This is a genomic window from Rhodoferax sp. GW821-FHT07F03, from assembly GCF_059418745.1.
In genome coordinates this window covers 169,791-188,958 of sequence record NZ_JBWKQM010000003.1, presented here as the reverse complement: position 1 = coordinate 188,958, position 19,168 = coordinate 169,791, and the positions used below count along the sequence as shown (strand labels likewise).

Genomic DNA, 19,168 nt, shown 5'->3' with positions numbered 1-19,168 from the left:
GTCCCCTTAATTAATTGAATCCGGAGAAATTCTCATGGCAGCAAAAGACGTAGTTTTCGGCGGCGAAGCCCGCGCACGCATGGTTGAAGGCGTGAACATCCTGGCTAACGCAGTCAAGGTGACCCTGGGCCCTAAAGGCCGTAACGTGGTTCTGGAGCGCTCGTTCGGTGCCCCTACCGTGACCAAGGACGGTGTGTCCGTGGCCAAGGAAATCGAACTCAAAGACAAGCTGCAAAACATGGGTGCGCAGATGGTCAAGGAAGTTGCTTCCAAGACCTCCGACCTGGCTGGTGACGGCACCACCACCGCAACCGTGCTGGCACAAGCCATCATCCGCGAAGGCATGAAGTACGTGGCCGCCGGCATGAACCCGATGGACCTGAAGCGCGGTATCGACAAGGCTGTGGCAGCCCTGGTGGAAGAGCTGAAGAAGGCTTCCAAGCCCACCACCACCTCCAAGGAAATCGCCCAAGTCGGCTCCATTTCCGCCAACTCTGACTCCAGCATTGGTGACATCATCGCCAGCGCCATGGACAAGGTCGGCAAGGAAGGCGTGATCACCGTGGAAGACGGCAAGTCGCTGGCCAACGAGCTGGACGTGGTTGAAGGCATGCAATTCGACCGCGGCTACCTGTCGCCCTACTTCATCAACAACCCAGAAAAGCAAGCCGCTTTGCTGGACAACCCGTTTGTTCTGTTGTTCGACAAGAAGATCAGCAACATCCGTGACCTGCTGCCTACCCTGGAACAAGTTGCCAAGTCTGGCCGTCCTCTGCTGATCATCGCTGAAGAAGTCGATGGCGAAGCACTGGCGACCCTGGTGGTCAACACCATCCGTGGCATCCTGAAGGTTGTGGCTGTGAAGGCTCCTGGCTTCGGCGACCGCCGCAAGGCCATGCTGGAAGACATCGCCATCCTGACCGGCGGCAAGGTTATCGCTGAAGAAGTCGGCCTGACCCTGGAAAAGGTCACCCTGGCTGACCTCGGCCAAGCCAAGCGCATCGAAGTGGGCAAAGAAAACACCACCATCATTGATGGCGCCGGTGCAGCTGCCGACATCGAAGCCCGCGTCAAGCAAGTGCGCGTTCAAATCGAAGAAGCGACCAGCGACTACGACCGTGAAAAACTGCAAGAACGCGTGGCCAAGCTGGCTGGCGGTGTTGCCGTGATCAAGGTTGGCGCGACCACCGAAATCGAAATGAAGGAAAAGAAGGCCCGCGTTGAAGACGCCCTGCACGCTACCCGCGCTGCTGTGGAAGAAGGCATTGTGGCTGGTGGTGGTGTGGCTCTGCTGCGCGCCAAGCAAGCTGCTGGCAAGATCGAAGGCGCTAACGCCGACCAAGACGCCGGCATCAAGCTGGTGTTGAAAGCCATCGAAGCACCTCTGCGCGAAATCGTGTTCAACGCTGGCGAAGAAGCCTCCGTGGTCGTCGCAGCTGTGTTGGCCGGCAAGGGCAACTTCGGCTACAACGCTGCTAACGGCGAATACGGCGACATGATCGAAATGGGTATCCTGGACCCAACGAAGGTGACCCGTACCGCTCTGCAAAACGCAGCCTCCGTCGCATCCTTGATGCTGACGACCGAAGCCATGATCGCTGAGTCTCCAAAAGACGAAGCTGGTGCTGGCGGCGGCATGCCTGGTGGTATGGGCGGAATGGGCGGCATGGGCGACATGGGCATGTAATTTCGCCGCGAAACGGGCCGCCCGCGTCGTTACCAAGTCTTGCCGTGGCGATGCCACTGTCTGCGACTTGGCGCCTAGCGGACGACCCGTTGCGCAACGAAATCCGTCCCATTCGACACACGTCGAAAAAGACCATAAAAAAACCCCGCAGAGTGCGAACTCTGCGGGGTTTTTTTATGGTCAACAGGAAAGCTTAGGCGAGCTTGAAAGCCTTGCGCGCATCCAGTGCGGCCTGGCGCACGTGGCAGCCTTCCTGGTGGTCGTTGACCAGGCCCATGGCCTGCATGAAGGCGTAGACGGTGGTGGGGCCGACGAACTTCCAGCCCTGGCGCTTGAGCTCCTTGGACAGCGCCACCGACTCGGGTGACTGACCCATGGCACGCAGTGCCTCTACTGTCAGGCGGCTGGGGCGTGACGCAGCGCTGGGCTCGAAACGCCAGAAGTAGCTGGCCAGCGAGGCTTCTTTCTCCAGCAACTTCTCGGCGCACTGGGCGTTGTTGATGGCAGCCTCGATCTTGCCGCGGTGGCGCACGATGCCAGCGTCGCCCAGCAGGCGCTCTACATCTTTCGGACCGAAACGCGCCACCGTGGCGATGTCAAACCCGGCAAAGCCAGCGCGGAAGCTCTCGCGCTTGCGCAGGATGGTGAGCCAGCTCAGGCCCGACTGGAAGCCTTCCAGGCAGATCTTTTCAAACAACCGGGTGTCGTTGCCCACGGGGAAGCCCCATTCGCGGTCATGGTAGTTGCGATAGATCTCGGAGCTGTCGCACCAGAAGCAGCGCTGGGGCTGCGGGCTGTCGGTAGAGGTGGGTAAAGAGTCCATGCGGCATTTTGAACCATCCGTCCTGCAGCCAGGCACGACACACAGGCGTAATGTCTCAAAATGATCGATACTGGTCGCACTTCAAATGGATTTCCATGCGCTGCCGCACAAAAATAGTACACATACAACAACCCATTTGAAAGAAGCACACCATGAAAACCTGTCTTATTCTGATCGACGCCCAGGAATCCTTCCGGCACCGCCCATACTTTACGCCAGCCACCCTGCCCGGCTACCTGGCAGAGCAGAACGCCCTGATCGAAGGCTGTGTGGCCCGTGCCATTCCCATCGTGCGGATCTTCCATGTGGACGGCCCCAAGACCGCCGACAACGCTTTCGCCGTCGAATCTGGCCACATCCAGCCGATTCAAGGCCTGGCGCCGTTTGAAGCCGCCGCCACTTTCACCAAAAGCCGCCATAGCGCGCTGGTCGACACCGGGCTGCAGGTCTGGCTGACACAGAACGGCACCGGCAAGCTGATCATCAGCGGCATCCGCACCGAGCAATGCTGCGAAACCACCACTCGCCATGCATCCGACCTGGGCTGGTCGGTGGACTACTGCCTGGACGCCACGCTGACCTGGGACATGCAGCACCTGGACGGCTCGGTGCTGGCCGCCGCCGACATCAAGGCCCGCACCGCGGCCGTGCTGACGGAGCGTTTCGCCCGCATCTGCACGGTAGACCAAGCCCTGGCCGGAGCCGCAGCATGAGCATCCACGTCGCCATTCTGGTGTTCGACAATGTGGAAGCACTGGACTTCGCCGGCCCCTACGAGGTGTTCACCACCGCCAGCCGGGTCCACGCCCGCAGCCATCCCCACGACGCACCGCTGTTTGCTACACAATGCGTAGCACGCAGCGCAGATACAGTCTTCGCCAGAGCCGGATTACGCATAATTCCCGACGCCACCTTCGCCAGCTGTACCGCAACCGACCTGCTAGTCATCCCCGGCGGGGTGGTCGATACGGCCATGGCCTGCAAGCCGACGATTGACTGGATCGCCGCCACCGCGGGTACAGCCAGCACGGTGGCCTCGGTCTGTACCGGCGCCTTTCTGCTGGCGCAGAGCGGCGTGATCCAAAGCGGCCCAGTCACCACGCATTGGGAAGACGTGGCCGATCTGCAGCGGCTGTTCCCGGCACTGGACGTGCAAACCGGCCCGCGTTGGGTGGATTGCGGACGCACCATTACATCGGCCGGCATCAGCGCTGGCATCGACATGTGCCTGCACCTGGTGGGCAAGCTGGCCAGCCATGACCTGGCAGTGCGCACCGCCCGCCAAATGGACTACGCGTGGCAGCCCCAGCCGTAATCCAGGTGCTGTTCGTGCTGATGCCGAACAGCCTGCTACTCGACTGGGCCGGCCCGGCCGAGGCGCTGCGCATTGCCAACCAGTGCCTGCGGGCCCAGGGCCAGCCCGAGCGCTTTGCCTTGCAGTTCGTCGGACCGGAGGCGGACAACGTGTCTTCCGTAGGCGCCCTGCTGACCGGTCTGCGGCCGCTGCCGGCCGTACTGGCCGCACCCAGCTGGGTAGTGCTGGTCGGTCTGCCTGGCAGCACCATCGACGTAGACAACGCACCGGCCCGCACTGTGCTGCACTGGTTGCGCGGCCTGCGCCCGCAGCGGCAGCAGCTGGAACTGGTCACCGTGTGCGCCGGCACCCTGCTGGCCGCCCATGCGGGACTGCTAGCCGGTAGACGCGTGACCACGCACCACCAGCATCTGGACGAGTTGCGCGGCGTGGAGCCGTACTGCGAGGTGGTGGCCAACCGGGTGTTTGTGGAAGATGCGCCGGTGTACAGCAGCGCAGGCGTGACCACCGGCATCGATCTGGTGTTGCAGCGCATAGCCGATACCTGCGGCGAGCCGATCGCCGCCCAGGTGGCACAGACCATGGTGGTGGCGCTGCGGCGCGGGCCGCACGACCCCGAGCTATCGCCCTTCTTGAGCTACCGCAACCATATGCACCCTGCCCTGCACCGGGTGCAAGACGCTGTGAGCCTGGACCCGCGCCACGGCTGGACGGTGCCGCGCATGGCCGAGATCGCCCATACCTCGCCCCGGCATCTGACGCGCCTGTTCGTGGAATACACGCAGATCGCGCCGCTGCAGTACCTGCGCCGCATCCGTCTGGCGGTGGCCCAAACAGCGCTGCAGTCCGGCCACAGCGTGAACCAGGCAGCAGAGCTGGCGGGTTTCAGTTCTGACACGCAGCTGCGCCGGGCTTGGCACCAGCTGGGGCTGAGCGGCGCCCCCTCGCAGGCGCGGCCGGCCTGAAGCCGCTTTACAGGAACATGCCGCCAGAGGCCTCGATACGCTGCGCGTTGACCCAGCGGTTGGCCGGCGTCAGCAAAGAGGCGATAACACCGCCGATATCATCGGGCACGCCCACGCGGCCCAGCGCGGTTTGCGACGCCACAAAAGCATTCAGTTGCGCGTTGTCACGCACCGCACCGCCACCGAAATCGGTCTCGATAGCGCCCGGCGCCACCACATTCACCGCGATGCCGCGCGGGCCCAGCTCCTTGGCCATGTAGCGGGTCAGCACCTCAATGCCGCCCTTCATCGCGCCATACGCGGCATAGCCGGGCAGTGCGAACCGGGCCAGACCAGACGAGATGTTCACGATGCGGCCACCGTCGGCCATCAGCGGCAGCAGCTTTTGCGTCAGGAAGAAAACACCTTTGAGATGGATATTGACCAGCGTGTCGAACTGGGCCTCGGTGGTCTCCATCAGGCTGGCGTGGATGCCCACACCGGCGTTGTTGACCAGGAAGTTGAAGTTTTCGCGCTGCCACTGCTCGCCCAGCACCTGCTTCACCGACACCGCAAAAGCGGCAAAACTGCTGCTATCGCCCACGTCCAGTTGCAGGGCGACAGCGCGCCGGCCCAGGGCCTGGATTTCAGTTACTACGGCAGCGGCTTCGGCAGCCTGGCTGCGGTAGGTCAGGATGACATCGCTGCCCGTTTGGGCGATGTGCAGTGCGGCGTTTTTACCCAGGCCACGGCTGCCGCCGGTAACGATGGCGATAGGGGTATTGGTAGAGGATGGCATGCTGCGTCCGTTCAGAGTGGTTAAGGATGGGTGCAAGTCTATTGATCGCCTCAACCCAGATAAATATCAAAAATATGATTTGTTTGTTCGCGATAATTGAACAATGAACCCTGTAGACCGCATGCACATCTTCACCCGGGTGGCGGAACTAGCCAGCTTTACCCAGGCGGCAGACGCCCTGGGCCTGCCCAAAGCCAGCGTTTCCACGGCGGTGCAGCAGCTGGAGAACCAGTTGGGCACACGCCTGCTGCACCGCACCACGCGCCGGGTGCAGCTGACGCAAGACGGCCAAACCTTCTACGAGCGCAGCAAAGACCTGCTGGCCGACATGGAGGACCTGCAGACCATGTTCCAGCAACCTGGCGTGCAGGCCCTGCGCGGGCGGGTACGGGTGGACATGGCTACCGGCATGGCGCGCGACATTGTCATCCCCCGCCTGCCCGAGCTGCTACAAGCCCACCCTCTGTTGGAGGTGGAGCTGAGCAGTACTGAGCGCCGGGTGGATCTGGTGCGCGAAGGCTTTGACTGCGTGCTGCGGGGCGGCCCGGTGCTGGACCCCAGCCTGGTAGCCCGGCCGCTGGGCGCCATGCGCATGCGCAACTGCGCCAGCCCGGCTTATCTGCAGCGCTATGGCCATCCGCAATCACTGGAAGACCTGGCCGGGCACCAATTAGTGCATTACGCCAGCACACTGGGCACCAAGCCCCTGGGTTTTGAATACGCCATCGGTGCGCAGGACCACTACCTGCCGATGGCCGGCGCCGTGACCGTCAACAATGCCGAGGCCTATACCGCCGCCTGCCTGGCCGGCCTAGGGCTGATACAGGTGCCAGACACGGGGCTCAAGACACTGCTGAGCCGGGGCTTGCTGGTGGAAGTGTTACCCGACTTCGTGCCGCGCCCGATGCCGCTGACGCTGCTTTACGCCCATAGGCGCAACCTGTCCAAGCGCGTACGCACCGTGATGGACTGGCTGGCGCAGGTGATCACACCACACATTCAGCCACCACGGGCAGACATCACATAAAGTGGTAGCGCAGGCCCAGGTTGAACTGGTTCAGGCCTGTACGGCCGGTGTTGGTGTCGTCCCCCACATGGGTGTAATGCACCAGCTCGGCCGTGGCATCCACATTCGGCGTGATGGCATAGGCCGCGCCTGCGCCCAGGGCCAGCGAGGTGTGCGTGCTACTGCCTGAATAGTTGGTGGAACCGCTGGTGGAGGAAAGGTCCAAGTTGGTCTTCCAGCGCTCAACCCCGAGGCGGCCATAGAGCGACCACTTGTTGTCTATCGGCGCAATGCCCAGCACGTGCAGGCCCAGGCCATGGGCTTTCCAGGAGCCCGCCGCGCTGTCTGCCGAGGGCGACGATATGGCGGACTGCACGTCCATCTTGCCCACCCGGTCGTAGCTGGCTTCCACGGCCACGTTCGGACTGACGCGGTAGCCCAGGCGGAAATTCGGGTTGGTACTGCTGCTATCGGCAGAGCTGCTACTGACCACACCTTGGTTGGCCAGCGCCGAATCGATCTTTCCGCCTAGACCCGATGCGCGACTCATGGACAAGCCACCGCCCACGTACACGTCGCCCGTAGGGTCAGCCGCATGGGCCAGAGGCATGGCCAGAACCAGGCCCAGCGGCGCCAGGGTGGCAAAAACAGTATTCAATTTCATACCTATTCCTTGGTGATGGAGCCGCCGCGCGCACTGCGCCCAGCGGACTCCGCATGCCCGCTCGCACAGGCAGCGGGAGATGCTGAAAAACGGATTGCGTACCGGACACAAAGACCGGTAGCACCTGCACAACGCCATTGAAGCGTCCCAAACTGTCTGCCCGGTGCAGGCTCGGTAAAGCCGATGTAATAAAAATCAGCGCGGGTAACGCACTGACGAGGGCGTTGACACGTGCTTTTGCGCCGTTTGACACCTACACGCAGCCTTATGATCGTTATAGATGCAGCATATTTCGCCTGCAATACCGACATGAATCAAGGAGACGCCATGCGTGAGAAGTCGAAAAAGAGAATTTTGGTCACCGGTGGCGCAGGCTTCCTGGGCAGCCATCTGTGTGATCGCCTGGTGGCGCGCGGCGACGATGTGCTGTGTGTGGACAACTTCTACACCGGCAGCAAGAGCAATGTGGCCCACTTGCTGAACAAGAGCAATTTCGAACTGATGCGCCACGATGTGACGTTTCCGCTATACGTTGAAGTTGACGAAATTTACAACCTGGCCTGCCCCGCCAGCCCGGTGCATTACCAGCACGACCCGGTGCAGACCACCAAGACCAGTGTGCACGGCGCCATCAATATGCTGGGCCTGGCCAAGCGCTGCAAGGCCAAGATTCTGCAGGCCTCCACCTCCGAGGTGTATGGCGACCCCGAAGTGCATCCGCAGCAGGAGTCGTACTGGGGCCGGGTGAACCCGATCGGCATCCGCAGTTGCTACGACGAAGGCAAACGCTGTGCGGAAACCCTGTTCTTCGACTACCACCGCCAGCACCAACTGCGTATCAAGGTGGTGCGCATCTTCAATACCTACGGCCCCCGCATGCACCCGGACGATGGCCGCGTGGTCAGCAACTTCATCATGCAAGCCCTGCAGGGCAAGGACATCACGCTGTATGGCGATGGTGGCCAGACGCGCAGCTTCTGCTATGTAGACGACTTGCTGGAAGCAATGATCCGCATGATGGACAGCCCGGACGAATTCACCGGCCCGGTAAACATTGGCAACCCCGGAGAGTTCAGCATGCGCGAACTGGCCGAGCAAGTCATCGCCCTGACAGGCACCACATCCAAGATCGTCCACCTCCCCATGCCCGCAGACGACCCGCGCCAGCGCAAACCCGACCTCACGCTGGCCCGCCAGATGCTGGACTGGTCGCCCACCATTCCGCTGAACGAAGGACTGCAAAAGACCATCGCCTATTTCGCACAGCTAGCCTAAAGACCGGACACGCATGGAACAGCTCGCGACTTTTGTGTCTAGCCGGGGCATGCTGAAGTCTTGCGGCAGCCACCACGCCAAGCCGGTCTCCAGCCACCCCGGCCTGGAGCCCGAACTGCTGCAGAACCACCGGCCGGGTGGCTCCATCTATGTCTGTACGGACGCCCTGCTGAACTTTGCCGTGCAACTGTTACCGCAGATTAGCAGCCCGTTCGTACTGGTCAGTGGTGACAGCGATGTGCCCATCAACGATGCCCTGCTGGCCCACCCGGCCATAGCTACATTGCTGGCCAGCGACTACTTGCTGGCCTGGCATGCGCAGAACCTGGTGAGCCAGCACCCGAAGCTGTCCCTGCTTCCCATTGGCATGGACTACCACACCATGTGGGAGCGCCCCGGCATGTGGGGCATTACGGCCATCTCGCCGATGGCGCAGGAAAACGCATTGCTCAACACGCTGGCCGCGTCGCCTGACTTCCATCTGCGCTACCTGACGGCTTATTGCAACTGGCATTTCGCGATGGGACGTGGAGACAGGCAGGAGTGCTTTGACAAGGTGGACAAGTCGGTGTGCTTCTTCGAGGCCAATGCCGTGCCACGCAACAGCACCTGGCTCCGGCAAGCGGAATGCATGTTCGTCGTCAGCCCCGAAGGCGCGGGCATGGACTGCCACCGTACCTGGGAGGCGATTCTGCTGGGTTGCATTCCCATCGTCAAAAGAAATGCCATGTCCAACCTGTTTACGGAACTGCCAGTGCTGGTGGTAGAGGACTGGCAAGAAGTCCAACGTGACACGCTGATGCGTTACTTCCAAACACTGGCAGAACGCAAATTCGATTTCTCACCTCTGTTTCGCCACTACTGGACTCAGAAGCTAGAGGGCCGCACCTCCCGGCTGCTGGACCCCATGGGCTACGCAGACTTTCGCAAACTGCTCACACGAAAGACCGGTTGATGGCCAACGCCACCCTGCAAGACGCCCAGATATTTAAAGAGCGCTGCGAGGACAGCCCCGGCATCCTGGTGCTGTGCCAGGGCGACTGGAGACCCACCGCAGAACGTGTGCGCCTGTTTGAGGAGCAAAACTACTATGTGCTGACTGCCGCCAATGGCTACCAGGACATTGTGGACTGGCTGCCCCAGCCGCGCTGCATCGGTGCCATGTTCGCGCACCCAGCCACCGTGGCCCAGGCTCGACAGCAGTATCCGGACAAGGTGATTGAGCGCTTCGAGGGCGTGGGCGCCCGATTCCTGCGCACCCTGACGCAGGAATTGCCTTACGGCTTGCATAACGCAGGTCTGCCATTCACGGGTACCGTACCTGCCGCACTAAAGACCGTAGATGTGGTGTCCGTCTTCTCGCCTGTGGCGCTCAAGCGCGGGCAGTTGCTGATCGAGTCCCTGCTGGCGGCAAACGTCACGGCTTACCTGTTCGCCCAGTCGCTAGGTTCCAACCCACAGCTGCTGGAGTCATTTTTCGAGGTAGTGCGCAAGGCGGGCAAGTCGATTGAATACTTTCACTACCCGTTCGACCCCTATGCGCTGATGCGTATCGATGGGCGCATCGTCATCGATGGCCGCCCTATTGGGGCGAATAACAGCGTAGTCTCTGCCTACCTGGCCCGCGCGCGCCTTTTGGTACATACATCCACTACCGAGGGCATATCCAACTCGGTCATGGAAGCACTATTGAACGATGTACCGGTGCTGGTGTGCGAGGACATACGCGGGCCGCTGCAGGACCTCTCGCTACAGCTGCCAGGGTGCATCTCCCGGTCAGAACCCGAAGCCCATGCACTAGTGGCACATATCCAACGCTTGCTGGCAGCCCCAAAGGCACACGGAAGCATCCGCGAAAGCTTTCGGCACGTTATCAACCCCTTCGAAATCAACCGCCAGATGGTGCGCGGCACCCAAGCATGGTTCGCACGCAATGGCCTGCCCTGGAAAGGCCATTGCCTGGGACTGCTGGGGGGCGTGCAATCCAAGCTCGACCTGGCGCACGCAACAGCGGAAGAAAGCTACCGGGGTCATCAGCACATCTACCCCAACCCTACGGAAGCCCTGCAGTGTGCGGCATTCCAGATACAGATTGCCGAGACCATTGGAGCTACACCCCACGCCGCCAGCCTGCGTGCAGAAATGCAATATATACAAGGCGGCCTGACTACCCCGCCCCAGAGCAAAGCTCTACCTGCACTCATCGCGTTACTCGCAGCGCGTACCGACATACGGCATGTGCTGGCGGTGGGCGCCACCAACAGTCCGCAACTGGAGGTACTGGTAGAGCAGTTGGGAAACAACCCCGTCCATCCGCAGCTACACTGCATGGAGAGTGCCCTCTCGCCCTGCACAGCCATGCAGCAACGCCACGGACAGAAGAATTTTGTCCATTGCCACCACGCCAGCACGGTACCGCTGGAAGTCTTCCCCTCGGCTGCGGATGTAAGCCAGTTTTACGCAACAACAAGCGGAAAGTTGAGGGACTACCCGCTAGCCAACGTGCTGGACTGGCTGCGGCAGGACAGGGCCGAGATGGAAGCCACGTCCTTGGAGCCCAATGGCATACAGACACTGCTGGGGAAACTGGGCTTAGAGCAGTTCGACATGGTACTGATTGATGGCCGTGAATTCACCGGCTTTGCAGAACTGCAGCAGCTATATGGATGCAAGATCATCCTTCTGGCCTGCACACAAACCTTTAAAAACCACCACAGCCTGCAACAGCTGGTGCAAGACCCCAGTTACCAACTCATATTTGCAGACGCCGAAATTTCGAATGGCTTCGCCGTATTTGTGAAACGGTAGTGCGTGCGCAGACCTCAGAACCTGCGCTCAAATACCGCGAAGCCGTTTCGCAACTCCATATTCTGGTGGGTCAGCGCATAGGCGACATGGTTGGTCAATATGCGGTAGGCGTTGAAGCATTTGTGTGAGTTCACGTCATCCAATGCAATGACGCGCGCACCCATGCAGTGGTACAGCTCGGCCTCACCGGTGAATTCTGAGCCGTCGATCAACACCATATCAAAGTCAACAATCTGGTTTTCTTTTTTGATCAGTTCTATACCGTTGTGTGTCAGACCCGCAGCGCGCATATACGCAATGTCCTGCCGCAACCAAGATAACACCTGCTCAAGGGGGTAGGCGTTCAAGGTCGTCCGCGTGCTGGCGTAGAAAAACGCCACTTCCTGCTCTGATGGAAACTCATCCAATGCAGCGGAAGACTGGTTATAGACCTTGACGAAGTCACAGTCCGCATAGGCATTGCGCAAAGCGGTAAAGCGCTCGGTACTCAGCTCCATACAGTACAGCCGCGTGCTCTGCGCATCAACGCGATTACGCAGAGCAGAGACAAATGCATGGGTGCTACCCGCACCACTGGAAGATCCGATCTCCAGAAAACTCTTCAAATCGTCGCGACTGGCCAGTGCATTCAGCACCTTGTAAAAATCGTCGTTAATGATCTCGGCTGGAATGATTTCAGACAGCATATTGGCCCCCGGTTTCTTATACGTTGCGTGTTGCACCACAGTACTTGGACGCGGTGCTTGCGCGGACAGATCCACCTGCAACAAGGCAGTTTTGACCTCTAAGGCCATTTTCCCCCAGGAGAACTGCGCAGCGCGCTGCAAACCTTTGGCTATCAGCACAGCACGCATGACTGGCCCCTGCACCTGGTACAAAGCATTCGCCATGGCCGCCACGTCCGTGGGATCCACATACAGCACGCCGTCGGCAGCGACCTCCGGTATAGAGCCCGTAGGACAAGTGATGACCGGGCAGGCACAAGCCATGGCCTCGGTAATCGGCATACCAAAGCCTTCGTACAGTGAGGGGTAGACCAAGGCAATGGCTCCGCTGTAGGCGCATTGCAAGCTTGCATCGTCCACCTCAATCATGTGCACACTGGCGTCGCCCACATGGATGCTGAACTCGGGCTCCAGCGCCGACCAGGGACCGGTGCAGACAATCGCATATTGGCCCCGTAGTTCACCCAGAGTGGCAAACGCCTGGAAGAACAAATGGGCATTCTTGTAGGCACCACGGCTACCCACTAGCAAGAAATAGGGTTTCGCGATGGCGTGCTGTGCCTTGAATAACGCAAGCTGCTCAGGCTCCGGGGCCTTGAAGTCCACTCCGCAATGGGCCACCGTCACCTGCTCTGGACGGATGGCTGGGAAAAAACGGCACAGATCATTCGCCGTGTTTTGCGATATGGCTATATAGGCACTGGCATGGCGAATGCCAGCATGCTTTTCCACCCAAATGGCTTTGGTCGCCGTGTCCCAGTTCAGGACCTCAGGAATCATGTCGTAGGCCATGAATACCGACGGCGTCGAAATCGGTATCGTGTAGTAGCTGGACACAAACAAGCTGGCGCCCTCTTCGTCGCACACTTGTTGCAGCAGTGCCCGATCAGCATCTGGTGCGGCGTAGTTGTGGGAGGGAATGTTGCGGTAAGCAATGCCGGGAATGCGCGGCGCTGTATTTTGGCGGTCCAACACCAATAACTGTGCGGCGAATCCATCTTGTAGCCACTCCAACAGCAAGGAGTGCCAGACACGGGCAATGCCGGAGCGGTTGTATTGGAAAAATACCGCATCAATTAAAATTTTTCGCACTGAAGAAGACATGTCTGTTGCCGCTTTAAATTATTTCACTTCAGTTACTACATAGCGCTGCCAAATTTGTATATGGGGCTCACTATTGTCCATAAGCCACTTGCACAATAAAAAACTATGCAGTCGCTCCAGCAGATAACCGGCAACCCGCCGCTGGTATCCCGTACGCGCAACCTGGTAATCGGACGAGTAAGCATTCCACACAGCTTTCAATATGCTGATGATTCTCATGAATACATCCACATGTATGCAGCACACGGCGGGAGACGGAATGATTCCACGCAAAGTAGCGAATGCTTTGATGTCCGCCTTGTCCAAAACACCGCTGTCTGCACAGGCGGCAGCAAACATGACCAAATCATCAATCACGTGCACCCGCGCGTAATTGCTAGAAATACTCTCCCCAAAGTCAAAAATGGAACCTACGGCCAAACGCCCGGAAAAAGCATCCAATTGCTCCTGAGTGGGGAAAATAGCCGGAGCCAAATCTGGCGTAAGCACCCGTATCCAGGGAGAAACTGACTCTACTCCACCCATCAGGGTAGATACAAACTTGCGGTATTGAAACAAAAATAAATGCTCTGCAACCACGTCACCCGACAGCAGCAAATCGTGCAAGCCAAAGAGCTGAGAGTACTCGGCCAAGCCGCCACCATCGATCGCTGTGCCAAATCGGTTGTCGTCAATCACCAGCTCATTCTGTATACCCAGAGAAGCGGGGCATAACATTTCAAAAAAAACAGGCGGCCTGAACAATGGCATGGTATGGCCAATGCAATAAGCCTTCATTATTTTCGACATGTGGTTTTGAATAAATTAAGCCCTACGGCTCTCGCACCGCTTCACCAAGACCCTTGGTCAGCGGCCACACCAAATAAGACATGACAGTGCGTTTACCCACCACAATTTCTGCATTCAAAGTCATGCCCGGCAGAATTCTGGAATTCTCCAGCATATTTTTCAGATTTACTTTGTCGATGCTGACACGGCTCATGTAGTAAGCATCTCCACCGGTTTTGACCTGTGTATCTTTACGAAATGCGTCTTCGCTCAATGTTCGAACCCGGCCATCCAGTGTTCCATGGCGTTGAAAGGGGAATGCATCCAGCTTGATATGGACCGGGTCGCCGAGCTTGATATAACCAACATCGACTGAGTCGATATGCACTTCAGCTTCCAACACCACGTTCATGGGCACCAGGGTAAAAAATGTTTCCGCCTCTTTGACAATGGAGCCGGGAGACAGCTTGGCAATCTCCAGCACAACTGCATCCACGGGAGACACCAAAGTCACCAACCTGCGGCGCTTGTCGGCCTTCTGCAATTGCTCTTTGACCGAGTCGCGCTCGCGCGAGAGAACCAACATGTCCTCCATTGCTTTTTGCCGCCAACTTTTCTCAAAGGCCAACTTTTCCGCCTCAAAAGCACCTAGTTCGCGTCGTATTTCCTGCTCGCGGCTACGGGACAACTCCAGATCACGCTCAACTTCTTTACTTCTCTGTTGTGCCTCAAGCAATTGCAAGGGTGCACCAATCTTTTGGGCCACCATCTTCTCCTGCATCGCTTCTATTTCTTTCAAAGATTTCAGACGCGAAGCCACAAACTGCTGATCCTGCCGGTTCGTCGCCAATGCAGCGCGTAGCTTGGCGGCAGTTTCCGTCATCTTCATCTGCTGGGCTTTGTAATTAGCCCGTCGCTCAAACGACAAATTGGCCTGCAGTTGGCCATCGGCCGTCTGTGTCCCGGTACTGCCGGTGACGCCACCGCCCTCCAGTTCGCGCCCCAGGCTTTGAACCTGGGTTTCCAGACTATTCAATTGCGCTTGCAACTGGGTTTCATCAGCCTGGGCAAACGTAGCATCCAATGAGGCCAGCTTTTCACCCTTCTTGACCACCTGCCCCACGCGCACATCGACGCTTTGCACGATGGAAGTTTCCAGCGGCTGCACAACCACATTCGGCAAAGGATTGACCAGGCGGCCTTGAGCCACAATCACTTCGTCCAATTGAGACAAGCTGGCCCATATGGCAAAGATGACCAGGGCGGCAAACAGTACGCGCAAGGTTATTTGCGCGAACTTGGGTACCGGCGTGCGCTCAATTTCGTCCGCGTCTGGCAGATATTCAACGACAGTCTTTTTCTTGGAGCCTTTGCCCCATTTGAAAGAAAGCCATCGCTTCACAAATGGCTTGTTTGTTGATTCCATAGATGTTGGTAAGTCTCACATCGGGTCAGCAACTCATCGTGCCGACCGCTATCAACCAGACGCCCATGCTGCATAACCAGAATGGCGCTGGCGTTGACCAGCGTGGATAGGCGGTGGGAAATCATGATCACAGTCCGCCCAACAGCAATACGCGAAAGATTGCTGATAAAAATGGCTTCGCTTTCAGGATCCAAGGCGCTGGCCGCTTCATCCAGAACCAGAATCCGCGGCTTGGACAACAGCGCGCGGGCAATCGATAGGCGCTGCTTCTGCCCACCGGACAAATTGGACGCGTTTTCCTCCAGCAGCGTGTTGTATCCCTGGGGAAGCCGTTCAATAAACTCTGCAGCTCCTGCAGCTTCAGCTGCGGCAACAATCTGCTCGAACGTGGACTCAGGTTTAGCAACTGCAATATTGTCCCGAACCGAACCGCGGAACAAGAAATTCTCTTGCAACACCACTCCGATCTGGCGGCGTAAATGGGCCAGTTCGATCTCGCGCGCATCTGTGCGATCGAAGCGCACAATCCCTTCCTGGACGCCGTACAAGCCCTGGATCAGCTTGGTCAAAGTGGTCTTGCCGGATCCGCTCCGCCCCACAATTCCCACAACAGAGCCTGCCGCAATAGTGAAGCTCGCGCGGTCCAATGCAGCATGGCTGGACCCCGGGTAACGGAAGGTGACTTCGTTAAACGAAATTTCTCCAGCCAATTCCGGACGCAAGCCACCAGCACTGGCCCGCCCCTCCGAAGGACGGTTCATCACCTCCCCCAGCATGCGCACAGACAAAGCGGTCTCTTGATACTCATTCACCAAACTGACAATTGCAATCAAGGGCGCGACAACCCGGCCCGAGATCATTTGAAAGCCAATCAATGCGCCAACAGACAAGGTTTGGTCAAACACTTCCTGTGCACCCAACACAATAATTACTACAGGTAACAGCTTGCCCAAAAAATCAGTGACAGCGTTACCAGTAATTGAAATTTTCCCTACCCGAAAATGCATATTGATGGATTGGGCAGAGCGCTGGTCCCACAGACGCCGCTGCGCTGGCTCAATAGCCAAGGCCTTTACCGTCCGCATTCCATGGATGGTCTCGACCATCATGGATTGCCTCTCGCCTTCGGCGCTATACAGATCGTTCAAGCGCTTTTGAAATACCGGCACCATGGCAGCAACCACCCCGGCAATCAAAAAGGTGAAAACCAAAGTGACCAGGGCAAGCTTGACCGAATAGGTAAAAAGTATGGGCAGAAAAATGAACAAAGACAGTGCGTCCAGCACGGTAAAGAACATCCGCCCGGTCAAGAAGCTTCGAATCTTCTCCACTTGTTGCATGTGGCGCGTAATTACACCGGCAGTGGTTGTCTCAAAGTAATCGATAGGCAGCGACAAGAGATGCGCAAAGGTACGGCGCGTCAACCGCATATCAATCTTGTTCGTGGCGGAAAGAGTCAGTATTTGACGTAGAAAACCAAATAGCGAATCAAATACCAAGGCAATCACTATGCCTATCGCAAGCACCCACAAGGTTGCCAGGCTTTGGTGCACCAGCACTTTGTCAATCACCAATTGAAAGAACATGGGAGACGCCAGCGCCAGAACATGCATGGCAATCGCCGCAACCGCGATATCTCTCAGCGCTGCTTTTTGTTTGAGAATTTCGGGAATGAACCAACGAAAGCCGAACGGCTGATTTTGTTCCGGCAGCGCGTAAATGCGCTTCATCAAAAACACGTCACCTTGCCAAAGTGCGCAAAACTTAGCGCGATCCAGGCGCAAGATTTCAGTGGGATTGTCTGCTAGAGGGTTCAGCACTGCCACCAACCCATCACCGTTCACATTCGCGCACATGACAATCATGCAATTGCCATCGGTCATGCGGGCAATCAAGGGGAATACCCCCGCCTGCTCCTGCAGACTCTCCCACGAAAAATGGTCAAACTTCGCCTTCAACCCTATGTCTGCGGCAATGCGCAGCACGGTAGCAGGACCGGGTTCCTCTGAAACCAGCGCATAGTCCTCAATCAAACGCTCAGGATTCACCGGCAACCGGTGATGCTGGGCAAGTGCAGCAATGCACTGTACGGTTGAGTGAGGAAATCGTTCTGACATGGTTGAATCACGCATACATGTCTTTACATTTCAACATGCAACAGTGAATTCAATGGCTTGATATGACGCCTTTTGCAGCGCCAGTTCTGCCACCTGATGCATAAAAAAAGGTGGAGGGTTTTCACCCTCCACCTTGTCCTCAGATAGAAGCAGCAGGACTACTTACCGCCAGTGCCCGCCAAGAACCCCTTCTGCGCGGAATCCTGGATGCCGGAGACATTCAAAGGCTTCACAGTTGCAGCCATCGTACTGCCCTGGCCTGCAATCAAATTGCCGTTTGCGTCAAACTGTTTCATGACATCCACCATACTGCCCACAGCCAAAGTGGCGGCAGCGGGTTTGGTGAGCGCGGCAGAAGCCAAGTCAATATGTGGCATCGACGCATCACCTCCTACCCCAGTCCCATCAAATGCCCCCATCACCTGGGCCAGACTGCTGACCTTGGAGCGCAAATCGACACTTTGCGTCGAAGCACTGGTCTTCGCAGAGTCCAGCACAGGCTGAACAACTTCTTGCAACTTAGACGAAACCACCTCAGTAGCAGCCACCGCAAGCGTTGCCGTCGGATTCAGTGACGCTATCACTTGGTCCACCGTCACAGCTGGGGTGCTGGCATCCTTCTGGTCGGCAACAAACCACACATCAGCTGCTGCGTGGGTTGCACCGTCAGATGTTTCATAGCTGGAAGTCAATCCCACCAAGTTGCCGTTGTCTTGACTAATCTGAACCGTTGCCTTGGCACTGATGCTGGTAATACCCAATGACGACAGCGTTTTGACCTCACCTGATTCGCTGACGCCATCAGAATTGCTGTCAATCCACACCCGCAAGTCAGCAAAACCGGCATCTTCACTATTGACAACGCCATCATGGTTGGCGTCCAACTCACCGAGCGCCGCGTATCCATCACTGGCTTTGGATCCGTTTGCAAGCTTCGTGGACGAGCCAAACAACTCGGAGCCATCGTTGATCAGTCCATCATGGTTTCTATCCATGACCAGCAAGCCATCTCCACTGCTGACCCAACCCGTGTTGACCTTGGAACCATCAGCGAACAGATCGAAAGTCACACCCGATGAGATGTTCAATGTTTTAACGCCATCTCCGTTCAGATCCAGAATAATTGGCGTGCTCAAGGTCAGATGGGATATCTGCGCGGTAGTGAAGGCCGATATCTGCGTAGACGTAAAGCTCTCCGCCTGCGTTGTCGTAAACGCCTGAACCTGGTTGGTTGTCAGCGCTACGATCTCGTTTGTGGTGAGCGCAATGATCTGACTCGTCTTCAGAGCAACTATGTCAATAGTCTCGATGGCAGCAATCTGGTTCGTCGTCAAGGCAGCAACGCTAGCCGTTGTCAACGAAGCCACTTGACCTGTCGTCAATGCCACTACCTGATTTGTCGTCAAAGCAGACACTTGCGACGTGGTAAGTGAGGCAATATCCGCTGTGGTGAGCGCCTGAACTTGGTTGGTTGCCAGCGCAGCGACCCCTGTCGTTGTCAAAGCTGCTATTTGAGCCGTTTTGAGCGCCGCAATATCCACCGTTTCGATCGCAGCAATTTGGCTGGTACTCAACGCAGCCACTCCGGCCGTCGTCAAAGCAGCAATCTGTGACGTCGTCAAAGACACGATCTGGTTGGTGGTCAGGGCAGCCACGCTGTTGGTGCTCAGCGCCGCAATCTGGCTGGTCTTCAGCGCAGCCACGTCC

16 protein-coding genes are annotated in these 19,168 nt (G+C 57.9%); 8 read left to right on the top strand and 8 right to left on the bottom strand.

Annotation, left to right across the window (positions count from 1 at the left end; all coding sequences use genetic code 11):
* The first annotated feature begins 34 nt into the window (after nucleotides 1-34).
* Nucleotides 35-1,687 (top strand): chaperonin GroEL, encoded by a 1,653-nt coding sequence (gene groL / locus AC07R0_RS05455; RefSeq protein ID WP_495075944.1) that lies wholly within the window; start codon nucleotides 35-37, stop codon nucleotides 1,685-1,687.
* Nucleotides 1,688-1,880: 193 nt separating this feature from the next.
* Here the strand turns inward: groL and AC07R0_RS05450 are convergent, their stop codons facing one another.
* Nucleotides 1,881-2,510, bottom strand: coding sequence for a DNA-3-methyladenine glycosylase I (locus AC07R0_RS05450; protein ID WP_495075945.1), 630 nt, complete (start codon nucleotides 2,508-2,510; stop codon nucleotides 1,881-1,883).
* Nucleotides 2,511-2,662: 152 nt separating this feature from the next.
* On the opposite strand from AC07R0_RS05450, the gene AC07R0_RS05445 reads away from it, so the two are divergent.
* The 3 genes from AC07R0_RS05445 to AC07R0_RS05435 are packed head-to-tail and all read left to right on the top strand — an operon-like array spanning nucleotide 2,663 to nucleotide 4,790.
* Complete coding sequence (locus tag AC07R0_RS05445; RefSeq protein ID WP_495104092.1) at nucleotides 2,663-3,223, top strand: isochorismatase family protein; 561 nt, start codon at nucleotides 2,663-2,665, stop codon at nucleotides 3,221-3,223.
* The gene (locus AC07R0_RS05440) at nucleotides 3,220-3,825 is read left to right on the top strand and encodes a DJ-1/PfpI family protein (protein ID WP_495104091.1); all 606 of its coding nucleotides are present in this window, start codon (nucleotides 3,220-3,222) and stop codon (nucleotides 3,823-3,825) included. Before AC07R0_RS05445 ends, AC07R0_RS05440 begins: the two co-directional genes overlap by 4 nt.
* Before the next feature lie 20 nt (nucleotides 3,826-3,845).
* Nucleotides 3,846-4,790, top strand: a complete 945-nt coding sequence (locus AC07R0_RS05435; protein ID WP_495104250.1) for a GlxA family transcriptional regulator — start codon at nucleotides 3,846-3,848, stop codon at nucleotides 4,788-4,790.
* Nucleotides 4,791-4,797: 7 nt separating this feature from the next.
* Here the strand turns inward: AC07R0_RS05435 and AC07R0_RS05430 are convergent, their stop codons facing one another.
* Complete coding sequence (locus AC07R0_RS05430) at nucleotides 4,798-5,568, bottom strand: SDR family NAD(P)-dependent oxidoreductase (protein WP_495104090.1); 771 nt, start codon at nucleotides 5,566-5,568, stop codon at nucleotides 4,798-4,800.
* Nucleotides 5,569-5,671: 103 nt separating this feature from the next.
* Between AC07R0_RS05430 and AC07R0_RS05425 the strand changes: the two genes are divergently transcribed.
* Nucleotides 5,672-6,595, top strand: coding sequence for a LysR family transcriptional regulator (locus AC07R0_RS05425; RefSeq protein WP_495104089.1), 924 nt, complete (start codon nucleotides 5,672-5,674; stop codon nucleotides 6,593-6,595).
* On the opposite strand, the gene AC07R0_RS05420 is transcribed toward AC07R0_RS05425, so the two are convergent.
* Nucleotides 6,588-7,238 (bottom strand): outer membrane beta-barrel protein, encoded by a 651-nt coding sequence (locus AC07R0_RS05420; RefSeq protein WP_495104088.1) that lies wholly within the window; start codon nucleotides 7,236-7,238, stop codon nucleotides 6,588-6,590. The genes AC07R0_RS05425 and AC07R0_RS05420 overlap by 8 nt on opposite strands.
* Nucleotides 7,239-7,565: 327 nt before the next feature.
* Between AC07R0_RS05420 and AC07R0_RS05415 the strand changes: the two genes are divergently transcribed.
* The 3 genes from AC07R0_RS05415 to AC07R0_RS05405 are packed head-to-tail and all read left to right on the top strand — an operon-like array spanning nucleotide 7,566 to nucleotide 11,321.
* Entirely contained in the window at nucleotides 7,566-8,513 is a 948-nt protein-coding gene (locus AC07R0_RS05415) for a UDP-glucuronic acid decarboxylase family protein (RefSeq protein WP_495076088.1), read from the top strand.
* Between the two features lie 13 nt (nucleotides 8,514-8,526).
* Nucleotides 8,527-9,468 (top strand): hypothetical protein, encoded by a 942-nt coding sequence (locus AC07R0_RS05410; RefSeq protein WP_495104087.1) that lies wholly within the window; start codon nucleotides 8,527-8,529, stop codon nucleotides 9,466-9,468.
* Nucleotides 9,468-11,321 (top strand): glycosyltransferase, encoded by a 1,854-nt coding sequence (locus tag AC07R0_RS05405; protein WP_495104086.1) that lies wholly within the window; start codon nucleotides 9,468-9,470, stop codon nucleotides 11,319-11,321. Before AC07R0_RS05410 ends, AC07R0_RS05405 begins: the two co-directional genes overlap by 1 nt.
* Nucleotides 11,322-11,335: 14 nt before the next feature.
* On the opposite strand, the gene AC07R0_RS05400 is transcribed toward AC07R0_RS05405, so the two are convergent.
* From AC07R0_RS05400 to AC07R0_RS05380, 5 genes are all read right to left on the bottom strand, one after another.
* Nucleotides 11,336-13,138, bottom strand: a complete 1,803-nt coding sequence (locus AC07R0_RS05400; RefSeq protein ID WP_495104085.1) for a glycosyltransferase family 4 protein — start codon at nucleotides 13,136-13,138, stop codon at nucleotides 11,336-11,338.
* Nucleotides 13,139-13,168: 30 nt separating this feature from the next.
* Complete coding sequence (locus AC07R0_RS05395; protein ID WP_495104084.1) at nucleotides 13,169-13,828, bottom strand: hypothetical protein; 660 nt, start codon at nucleotides 13,826-13,828, stop codon at nucleotides 13,169-13,171.
* 133 nt (nucleotides 13,829-13,961) lie between these two features.
* Nucleotides 13,962-15,344, bottom strand: coding sequence for an HlyD family type I secretion periplasmic adaptor subunit (locus AC07R0_RS05390; protein WP_495075955.1), 1,383 nt, complete (start codon nucleotides 15,342-15,344; stop codon nucleotides 13,962-13,964).
* Nucleotides 15,317-17,476: a peptidase domain-containing ABC transporter gene (locus AC07R0_RS05385; RefSeq protein WP_495097919.1), complete on the bottom strand. Its 2,160-nt coding sequence runs from the start codon at nucleotides 17,474-17,476 to the stop codon at nucleotides 15,317-15,319. The genes AC07R0_RS05390 and AC07R0_RS05385 overlap by 28 nt, the downstream gene beginning before the upstream one ends.
* A 143-nt stretch (nucleotides 17,477-17,619) precedes the next feature.
* Nucleotides 17,620-19,168: SPM autocatalytic domain-containing protein (locus AC07R0_RS05380; RefSeq protein WP_495104083.1), on the bottom strand; the 1,549-nt coding region annotated here is incomplete at its 5' end.

What these genes read in the sequence shown, in the direction of transcription:
- groL (WP_495075944.1), top strand. Translation starts at nt 35, where the DNA reads ATGGCAGCAAAAGACGTAGTTTTCGGCGGCGAAGCCCGCGCACGCATG.
- AC07R0_RS05450 (WP_495075945.1), bottom strand. Translation starts at nt 2,510, where the DNA reads ATGGACTCTTTACCCACCTCTACCGACAGCCCGCAGCCCCAGCGCTGC.
- AC07R0_RS05445 (WP_495104092.1), top strand. Translation starts at nt 2,663, where the DNA reads ATGAAAACCTGTCTTATTCTGATCGACGCCCAGGAATCCTTCCGGCAC.
- AC07R0_RS05440 (WP_495104091.1), top strand. Translation starts at nt 3,220, where the DNA reads ATGAGCATCCACGTCGCCATTCTGGTGTTCGACAATGTGGAAGCACTG.
- AC07R0_RS05435 (WP_495104250.1), top strand. Translation starts at nt 3,846, where the DNA reads ATGCCGAACAGCCTGCTACTCGACTGGGCCGGCCCGGCCGAGGCGCTG.
- AC07R0_RS05430 (WP_495104090.1), bottom strand. Translation starts at nt 5,568, where the DNA reads ATGCCATCCTCTACCAATACCCCTATCGCCATCGTTACCGGCGGCAGC.
- AC07R0_RS05425 (WP_495104089.1), top strand. Translation starts at nt 5,672, where the DNA reads ATGAACCCTGTAGACCGCATGCACATCTTCACCCGGGTGGCGGAACTA.
- AC07R0_RS05420 (WP_495104088.1), bottom strand. Translation starts at nt 7,238, where the DNA reads ATGAAATTGAATACTGTTTTTGCCACCCTGGCGCCGCTGGGCCTGGTT.
- AC07R0_RS05415 (WP_495076088.1), top strand. Translation starts at nt 7,566, where the DNA reads ATGCGTGAGAAGTCGAAAAAGAGAATTTTGGTCACCGGTGGCGCAGGC.
- AC07R0_RS05410 (WP_495104087.1), top strand. Translation starts at nt 8,527, where the DNA reads ATGGAACAGCTCGCGACTTTTGTGTCTAGCCGGGGCATGCTGAAGTCT.
- AC07R0_RS05405 (WP_495104086.1), top strand. Translation starts at nt 9,468, where the DNA reads ATGGCCAACGCCACCCTGCAAGACGCCCAGATATTTAAAGAGCGCTGC.
- AC07R0_RS05390 (WP_495075955.1), bottom strand. Translation starts at nt 15,344, where the DNA reads ATGGAATCAACAAACAAGCCATTTGTGAAGCGATGGCTTTCTTTCAAA.
- AC07R0_RS05385 (WP_495097919.1), bottom strand. Translation starts at nt 17,476, where the DNA reads ATGCGTGATTCAACCATGTCAGAACGATTTCCTCACTCAACCGTACAG.